Source organism: Paenibacillus wuxiensis (genome assembly GCF_040195695.1).
GTDB lineage: Bacteria > Bacillota > Bacilli > Paenibacillales > Paenibacillaceae > Paenibacillus_B > Paenibacillus_B suaedae.
On sequence record NZ_JBEFZI010000005.1, the window covers coordinates 568,628 to 575,053 of the forward strand.

The window sequence follows — 6,426 nt, forward strand, 5'->3', positions numbered from 1 at the left end:
GATGGAAACGATCCGTTTAACAATGGCGCAGGCACTCGTCAAGTTCCTGGATCAGCAATATGTGGAGTTTGACGGTGTGGAGCAGCGCTTCATTAAAGGCGTATTTACGATATTTGGTCATGGCAATGTGCTTGGATTGGGCCAAGCGCTCGAAGAGAACTGCGGCGGCTTGGAAGTATACCAAGGGCGCAATGAGCAGGGGATGGCTCAGGCTGCCGTCGCATTTGCCAAGCAGATGCGGCGCAAGCAAATATGCGCCTGCACCTCCTCTGTCGGGCCGGGCGCAGCCAATATGATAACCGCTGCGGCAACGGCGACGGCGAATCAAATTCCGGTGCTGCTGCTTCCGGGAGACACGTTCGCCTCTCGCCAGCCCGATCCGGTGCTGCAGCAAATTGAGCAGCCACATGATCTTACCATATCGACGAATGATGCTTTTCGTCCGGTAAGCAAGTATTGGGATCGAATCGTACGTCCGGAGCAGCTAATGACGGCACTGATTCAAGCAATGCGGGTGCTGACTAATCCGGCCGACACCGGTGCCGTTACACTGGCATTGCCGCAGGATGTACAGGGGGAAGCGTATGATTATCCCGCCTCCTTCTTCGAGAAGCGGGTGCATCGAATCGATCGGCGGCCTGCATCAGCGGCGCAGCTTGAAGATGCGGTTCGCCTCATCGCTCGCAAGCACAAGCCGCTGCTTATCTGCGGCGGAGGCGTTCGCTACTCCGAAGCGGGAGAGGCACTGGCGGCATTCGCGGAAGCTTTCCATATTCCGTTGGCTGAAACGCAAGCGGGCAAGAGCGCGATCGCAAGCTCTCATCCGCTTAATCTGGGCGGCATCGGAGTTACAGGCAATTCGGCTGCGAATGCGATAGCCAAGGATGCGGATCTCATTATTGGGGTTGGCACCCGCTTTACTGATTTTACGACAGGTTCTAAGGAACTGTTCGGCAATCCTGATATAGATGTTGTGACGGTGAATGTATCCGAATTCCAAGCGATTAAGCTGGATGCAACTCCGATAGTGGCTGACGCAAAAATGGGATTGGAGGAGCTTCATCAGCGGCTTCAATCCCTGGATTACCGTTCAGCCTATACAGGGGAGATTCAAGAAGCGCGCGACGCTTGGGATAAGGAATGGCAGCGCTTGGCTGGCATTCAGTACGTTCAAGGCGCAGGTTCATTTACTCCAGAAATTGAGGGCCATTTGGATAAGGCACTGCCAGAATACGCGGCGGCGCTTGGCAGCAGCCTGACGCAGACACAGGTTGTGGCCGCCTTGAACCAACTGCTCGGCGACAATGCGATTGTTGTGGGCGCAGCCGGCAGCCTTCCAGGGGATTTGCAGCGGATGTGGCGGGCTGAGACACCGCATTCGTACCATATGGAATATGGCTACTCATGTATGGGATACGAAATTGCAGGCGCGCTTGGCGTGAAGATGGCGGAGCCGGAGCGAGAGGTATACGCTTTTACCGGTGATGGAAGTTACTTAATGCTTCACTCTGAGCTGCTGACGAGCATTCAAGAGGGACGGAAAATTAACGTCCTGCTATTCGACAATAATGGTTTCGGATGTATTAACAATTTACAGATGGGCAACGGCATGGGCAGCTTCGGCACGGAGTTCCGTTCGCGTAACCCGTATACGGGCAAGCTGGACGGGCCTCTTGTCGGCATCGATTTTGCGCTTAGTGCCTCGGGGTACGGAGCCGTTACGTATTCGGTACGCACCATGAAGGAGCTCGAACAGGCCGTGATGGCAGCTAAGCGCCAGAAGGAATCGACGTTGATTGATATTAAGGTGCTCCCGAAGACGATGACCCATGGCTATGATGCATGGTGGAATGTCGGCGTAGCAGAGGTGTCGGACAAGAAGGCAATTGCCCAAGCCTATGATGAGCGGCGCCAATCCCTGAGCCAGGCACGACCATATTAGCCAATCCTCTCGTATATTCGATGGCAAGTTCGACGGCAATAACCTTTATTAACATGTCACAGAGCAGGAAACAGCAGTAATGGAGCAGGCGGTGGACAGTCGGGCACGGCATTTAGTTAAGCGGATATTATACGGAATGTTCGATGTTCGGAGCGCTTGGCGGACAGCAGAGGATAATAATCGGCAGGTGATTTTTCGAACCTAGATTTGCGAGGTTTTCAAGCCGCCCTTTCAAGCTGTACCGCCTGCCTCCATGAATCTTGATTATGACTTCTAGGGAGGAATGGGCATGTTTGCAGCAGAGAGTGTGAAGATTGGGATTGCTCCTATTGGCTGGACGAACGATGATATGCCTGAATTAGGCGGAGAAAATACTTTTGAGCAGTGTGTAAGTGAGATGGCACTTGCCGGTTTTACGGGTACGGAAGTCGGCAATAAGTATCCTCGTGAAGTTGAGGTGCTGCGGAAGGCGCTGCATCTGAGGAATCTGGAGGTAGCGAGTGCCTGGTTTAGCGCTTACCTGACTGTGAAGCCGCTTGAAGAAACGGTAGAGGCATTTATTCAACACCGTGACTTTTTGCATGCGATGGGCTCGAAGGTCATTGTTGTATCCGAGCAGGGACACAGTATTCAGGGAGAAATGGATACTCCGCTTTTTGATAATAAGCCGATATTCAACAACGAAGATTGGAAGCGCTTAACTGAAGGGCTTCATCGATTGGGAGAGCTTGCTCAGGCTAAGGATATGCACCTTGTGTACCATCATCATATGGGAACTGGCGTTCAGACAACGGTGGAAATCGAGCGTCTAATGGCTAGCACAGATCCGGAACTGGTGTCCTTGCTGTATGATACAGGCCACCTTGTATTTTCTGGTGAGGATCCCCTTTACATATTGAATCGTTATATGGATCGCATTAAGCATGTTCACTTGAAGGATGTGCGTATCGATGTGGCGCGCCGCGTAATTGAAGAGAAGCTCAGCTTCCTGCAAGCGGTAAAGGAAGGGGTATTCACGGTTCCCGGAGATGGATGCATTCCCTTCGAACCGGTGTTCCAATCGCTTGCAGCGGCTGGATACCGCGGTTGGATGCTGGTGGAAGCGGAGCAGGATCCTGCTCGGGCGAATCCGCTCGAATACGCAATGAAGGCTAGACAGTATATTTTGCAGCAAGCGGGCGTATAAACGGAGGGACGAACAGATGAAACAGGGCAAACAGATATCGGTAGGTCTTGTAGGCTTAGGAAGACTCGGGCGGCAGCACGCAGATAATTTGGCGCATCGCATTCCGAACTGCAAACTGATGGCTGTATGCAGCGTGAAGCCGGAAGAAGTAGAAGAGGCTCAGCAGGAGCTCAAAGTTCCTTACGGGTACACAAATTATGAGGATATGCTGCGTAATACAGAACTGGATGCGATATTTATTGCATCTCCATCCGCATATCATTGCGAACAGATTGAGCAGGCGTTGGAAGCTGGGTTTCACGTATTCAGTGAGAAGCCGCTTGGGCTGTACATGGAGGAAGCGCTGCGCGTGCAGAAGGCTGTTCGCAAGCATCCGAATCAGGTGTTCATGCTTGGTTTTATGCGCAGATATGACCGCTCTTATGCGTATGCGAAGAAACAAATTGAAGCGGGTGCGATTGGCGAACCCGTGCTGATTCGCTGTTATGGAATTGATCCGGCACAAGCGATGCCTGGCTTCATGCAATTTGCCAAGAGCAACTATAGCGGGGGCTTGTTCCTCGATATGGCAATTCATGATTTGGATTTGGCTCGGTGGTATTTGGGCGTGGAAGCGGAACGCGTGTGGGCAATCGGCGGTTCTCATCGATATACCGAGCTTGCGGAGCTGAACGATGCAGAAACCGGAGCAGCACTTGTACAATTTGCAGACAATAAGATGGGGATATTTGTAGCGGGTCGCAATTGTGCGCACGGCTATCATATCGAGACTGAAATTATAGGTACGCAAGGATCACTGCGCATCGGGACTGTACCAGAGAAAAATCAAGTCATGATTCTCGATGATCGGGGTGTTGTGCGAGAATGCGCAAATGGATTCCTTGAACGGTTTGAACAGGCTTATATGGATGAAGCAGTTGAATTTGTACAGGCAATCCTCGAGGGAAGACAACCGAAAGTAACAGTAGAGGATGGGGTGCTGTCGACCGCGCTTGGGTATGCATGCAAGGAGTCATTTGAAAGCGGCCAACTGGTTGACGTTCAAATGCCTGCTGCTGTGACTGCCATCAAGTAAGAATGGGGTTTCGTAATCCTTCTCGGTGCCAGCAGTCCCATTTACTAGAACTAGCAATGATAAGCACAAGATTTCTCTATGCATAGAGGAGGGCTTTCATGACTTACATCACGGTCATCACCTTTTTACTGTATACTGGAATTGTTGCCTGGTACTCTTGGTACAAGACGCGCAGTGTGGATTTGAACAGCTCGGATGGATACTTTCTGGGCGGGCGCAGCTTGACAGGTATTGTAATCGCTTTCTCGCTGCTGTTGACGAACTTATCGACGGAGCAAATGGTTGGATTGAATGGGCAAAGCTATGCAACTTCCATGGTTGTCATGGCTTGGGAGGTAACATCGCCGATCGCGCTCATCTTTATGGCATTTATCTTCTTGCCGCGTTATTTGAAGTCAGGGATTACGACAATCCCGGATTTTCTGGAACAGCGCTATGATTTGCGTACGCGTCAGATTATCTCGATTTTGTTTTTGCTTGGATATGCTGTTGCTTATTTGCCTACCGTGCTCTATTCTGGTGCACTTGTGCTTGATACGATTTTTAATATTTCGGCTCGATTTGATCTGAGTGATTTCAATATTATATTGGTTGTATCTCTTGCGATTGGGATTACAGGGATTGCTTACGTGGTACTAGGCGGTCTGCGAGCATGTGCACTGTCGGATACGCTGAATGGAGTCGGTCTTATTGTCGGTGGTCTGCTCATTACCGTGCTTGGTCTGGTTGCACTCGGAGGAGGCAATTTGTTCGATGGGGTCAGCACACTGCTGCACAAAGAACCCGAGAAGTTGAACTCGATTGGTGACAGTTCTTCACCAGTTCCTTGGGTGACGATTTGCGCAGGGCTTCTCTTCAACAATTTATTCTATTGGTGTACGAATCAGGCGATCGTTCAGCGGACGCTGGGCGCCAAAAACTTGAAGGAAGGCCAAAAGGGCGTGCTGTATGCCGGCATGTTCAAAATTTTCGGAGCGTTCTATCTCGTTCTTCCGGGCATTATTGCCTACCATCTCTTTAACAATTCGCTTAGCAATGCGGATATGGCCTATCCATCACTTGTTATTGAGGTTCTTCCGACGTTACTGTCTGGATTTTTCGCGGCCGTGTTGTTCGGTGCGATATTAAGCTCATTTAATGGAGCGCTCAACAGTTCGTTAACTTTGTTCACCTTGGATATTTACAAGCCGATATTCAAGCCGAACGCGACGGATCAGCAGCTCGTGAAGGCAGGCAGAATCTTTGCCGTCGTGCTTGGTCTTATTGCAGTAGCTGTTGCACCCTTTATTCTGTATGCGCCTTCAGGATTGTATTACTACTTGCAGGAGATGTTCGGATTTTATAACATCCCGATCATTGCCGCTGTCGTTGTCGGCTTCTTTAGCAAGAAGGTACCGGCAATTGCGCCTAAAATCGCATTGGTTGTCCATATTGTACTCTATACCCTGTCCAAGTTCTTTTTGGGTACGCTCAACTTCCTGTACATTTTAAGTGTATTGTTCCCAGTCTGCGTGTTAGTCATGCTGCTCGTCGGGAAATGGAAACCGCGCGAACAGGATTTCGAGCTGTTTGAATCAGGCAAGGTGGATTTGACGCCATGGAAGCATGCGAAGGCATTTACCGTCGTCATGATCGTGCTTATGATCGCTGTTTACATTCTATTCTCTCCATTAGGAATAGCTGCTTAATAGGAAGAGAGGAATCAATCCTATCTTCTAGTACTATGAATAAGGGGTTAGCCTGAAAAAAGGAGCTTGGGTGTTTGGGATTCCATGCTAAGTAGGCTGCCCCTTCTCTAACAATTGCGTTATCATAATCCTAAGCATTCTTATTATTAATAGAAGAAGATAGAATAGAAACATGGCTGATACAAACAAATTCGAAAAAAAGGTTGCATTCTTTTATGTAGCTATGGTATATTCTAATTCCTGCTTCGCTAAGAGGCGGGCAACAACAAATGAAAACAACTTAAAAACAAGTTGAAAAAAAAGTTGTTGACTTCGGATGAACGAAGTGATAAGATATTAAAGTCGCCGCTGATGAGGCGGTGAGAAAAAGAAAGCAACTAAGAAATTGGTTGCTGACTGAAATTGTTCTTTGAAAACTGAACAACGAGCAACGTTTGTGAATGAGGTAGCAATACCTCGTCAAAAGATATGAGCAGTTCAAACTTAACTTTAACGGAGAGTTTGATCCTGGCTCAGGACGAACGCTGGCGGCGTG

General features: G+C 49.4%; 4 protein-coding genes. All 4 read left to right on the forward strand.

Features of this window, described 5'->3' with window-relative positions; translation table 11 throughout:
- Window position 1 precedes the first annotated feature (1 nt).
- The 4 genes from iolD to ABN764_RS14105 all read left to right on the forward strand — a co-directional run bounded on the left by iolD (window position 2) and on the right by ABN764_RS14105 (window position 5,891).
- A complete protein-coding gene (gene iolD / locus ABN764_RS14090; RefSeq protein WP_446672241.1) occupies window positions 2-1,942 on the forward strand; it encodes a 3D-(3,5/4)-trihydroxycyclohexane-1,2-dione acylhydrolase (decyclizing) in 1,941 nt (646 codons plus the stop codon).
- Window positions 1,943-2,231: 289 nt separating this feature from the next.
- On the forward strand, window positions 2,232-3,128 hold the full coding sequence (gene iolE, locus ABN764_RS14095) for a myo-inosose-2 dehydratase (protein ID WP_446672242.1): 897 nt from the start codon (window positions 2,232-2,234) through the stop codon (window positions 3,126-3,128).
- Between the two features lie 16 nt (window positions 3,129-3,144).
- The gene (locus ABN764_RS14100; RefSeq protein ID WP_446672243.1) at window positions 3,145-4,203 is read left to right on the forward strand and encodes a Gfo/Idh/MocA family oxidoreductase; all 1,059 of its coding nucleotides are present in this window, start codon (window positions 3,145-3,147) and stop codon (window positions 4,201-4,203) included.
- A 98-nt stretch (window positions 4,204-4,301) separates the two neighbouring features.
- Complete coding sequence (locus tag ABN764_RS14105; protein WP_142545446.1) at window positions 4,302-5,891, forward strand: solute:sodium symporter family transporter; 1,590 nt, start codon at window positions 4,302-4,304, stop codon at window positions 5,889-5,891.
- Window positions 5,892-6,426: the final 535 nt, after the last annotated feature.